The following is a 2,504-nucleotide window of genomic DNA, read 5'->3' as shown; positions in this document are numbered from 1 at the left end:
CGGGCGCCACGCGGGGCGCCTGTGGTCATTCGCCCTGGCCGGCGCTTCCCATCGGGCCGATCTTCACCGGGGATCCGCTGCCGTCCGTGACGGGCAGCGAGCCGGCGCCCGGCCAGGGCAGGGTGACCGCCTGGGTCTCGTCCGGCGGGGTCACCACCAGGCCGGTGACCCGGACGCCCGAGCCGCCCGAGGTGTTGGCGGGGTAACTGATGCCGAAGTACGTCGACTTGCCGCTCCTCACGACGCCCGCGACGACCGGCTCGCCGGAGCGCTTCGCGGACAGCGTTCCCGCGGAGGTCTTCAAGTCGACGCCCGCGAACCCGGAGAGCGTGCAGTCCTTGCCACTGTGGTTCTTCAGCTCGACCACGACGGTGTTGTCGGCGTCGCCGGTGATGGTGCGATCCGCGGCGGTGATGGTCAGGTCCGCGGTCCGGCACTTGGCGGTCTTCCCGGCCCCGGTGGAGCCGGCCGGTGCGGCGGTGGGCGGCGTGCTGCCCTTCCCCGGACCACCCGAAGCCGGACCGCTCGAAGTCGGACCGCCGCTGGGCAAGGCGCCGGTCGACGCGGTCGGGGCGGCGATCGGAGCGCCCTGTGCGGTGCCCGTCGCGTCGTCCTGGCAGGCGGTGAGCGAGAGGGCGGCGACGACGGCCAGGGCGGCGAAGGCGAGCTTGCGGACGCGCATGGTGATTTCCTCCGGGTGGGACGGCGGTGCCTGATGCTCCGTGCGAGCGGGTTTCCGAAAACCAGGACCGCCCACCCGGACGAACCGTTCCGCCCGGGCCGCCCCCAGGACAGTGCTGTGACATGAATGGCCGGAAACCACCCGCGCCGCCGCCCGCCACGCCATGCCGCACCCCACCCCCACCCCGGACCACAGGAGCGCACCACCCCGGGGCCTGTGATTGAACCAATCCCGACGCGGGGCCCGGAAACCTCGAAAGCACGCCGATTCCCACCCTCCCACGAGGCGAGGTCACACCCCACAGGCCCGGATCACGGGAACAGCCGAGCCCCCGGCGGCGCCCGACGAGTTCCGTCACCGGGCGCCGCTCACGAAACCACCCCTCGGCGCAGCACCGGGCCAGCCACCACCCCACCGCCGACCGGAGAACCTGCGCCGGGAGAGCTGTACTCCCGCCCCCACGATCCGTCAGACCGGCCTGCCTTACGGAACCTGACGAGAGGACGACAGTGCCCGACCTGGCGCAGCACCACCCGACCCGGGGTTCGTCACCGACGGACGTCACACAACCACCCGCCCACCGCAGGCGCTCGCCTGCCGGCTAAGGCTCGGTGAGAGCGTCCTCACCCCCGGCCCGGACGGCGGCGCCGAACCGCCAAGCCTCGATGTCGCGGTAGCGGATCGGCCCGGGGCCACGGCCGAAGTTGCTGCCGACAAGGTGGAGACGTTCGGCCTGCCACGGCCGGCCCACGAACCCGGTGAGCCCAGCCGCGGCCTGCGGCACGCTGGTGGGATCGTCGCGACGGGACCGTGCCAGGGTCAGATGGGGGCGCAGCGGGCGCTCCCTGGCCTCGATCCCGCAGGACCTAGCCAGGTCCCGGACGTCGGCGGCGAGCAGGTGCAGTCCCTCCAGGTCCCCGTCGATCCCGCTCCACAGCAGTCGCTGGTCGAAGTGGCCGCCGCCCCGCAGGCCCAGGTGCAGGGCGGGGTACGACGCGGTCAGACCGGCCAGCGCCGACCGCAGCGGCGGCACCGCCGTGGATGGCAGTTCACCGAGGAAAGCCAGGGTGATGTGCCAGTCCTCGATCCGGTTCCACCGCAACCGCGGGTACATGGCGTAGGCGGGCTGCAGGGCCCGGGCCAGTTCGTCCTTGGCGTCGTCGGGCGGAGCCAGTGCCACGAAGACGCGAAGGGTCGAGGGCTCGGGGTGATCGTCCACGAGGGTGGAGGTTAGCCGAGGGTAGCTCGCCTGCGCTCACCGGTACGGCCCGGGGCGACACCCTGATCGTAGGCAGCTACCGCGCTCCGGCCGCCGCGCCGCCCTGGGACACAGCATGGGCGCCGAGGCCCTGGAGCACCCCAGAGCGGCGGGCAGCCCGACAACGGGCCGGACGGCACCGCGTGCCCGTCGTTCGGGAACGCCCGGCAGCCATCACCCGCGGACGCCTGCGGCTGCCGGACCCCGAGGGAAGGCGACCGCGCGCCGCCCTCGACGCCTACACCCACCACCACGCCCCGTAAGCCAGCCCCACGACAGCCACCACCACCCCGGTCGCGGCGCAGCCCACGCCCCCACAGCAGCCCCGCCCGCGACCGCACGGACAGCCCGACGGACGGACAGCCGGACGGACCGAAGGACCGGCAGGTCGGCAGGTCGCGGCCGGGGAGCAGCGAACGCTCGCCGGGGCCCGTGCGGACGGCGTGGGGCAGCCACCCCAGGACGGCGCCACCCCCGCGCCCCGGGAAGCCGGACAACCAGGCCGGCGGCCGATGTCAACGCAGCAGCCGTAGCAGCAGGGCCGCCCCTGCAGCATTCCTCACC

Annotated in this window: 2 protein-coding genes; both read right to left on the bottom strand. The window is 73.9% G+C overall.

The genetic code is table 11. The features are described 5' to 3' along the window. Nucleotides 1-25: 25 nt before the first annotated feature. A complete protein-coding gene (locus ACIBH3_RS35870) occupies nucleotides 26-682 on the bottom strand; it encodes a DUF4232 domain-containing protein (protein WP_396316309.1) in 657 nt (218 codons plus the stop codon). Nucleotides 683-1,283: 601 nt separating this feature from the next. After that, nucleotides 1,284-1,901 (bottom strand): RNA 2',3'-cyclic phosphodiesterase, encoded by a 618-nt coding sequence (gene thpR, locus ACIBH3_RS35865; protein WP_396316308.1) that lies wholly within the window; start codon nucleotides 1,899-1,901, stop codon nucleotides 1,284-1,286. Between the last annotated feature and the right edge of the window lie 603 nt (nucleotides 1,902-2,504).

This window comes from Kitasatospora sp. NPDC050543 (genome assembly GCF_044457565.1).
Classification (GTDB): domain Bacteria; phylum Actinomycetota; class Actinomycetes; order Streptomycetales; family Streptomycetaceae; genus Kitasatospora.
The sequence above is the reverse complement of the archived record's forward strand: the minus strand, read 5'-3'. Positions and strand labels throughout refer to the sequence as shown.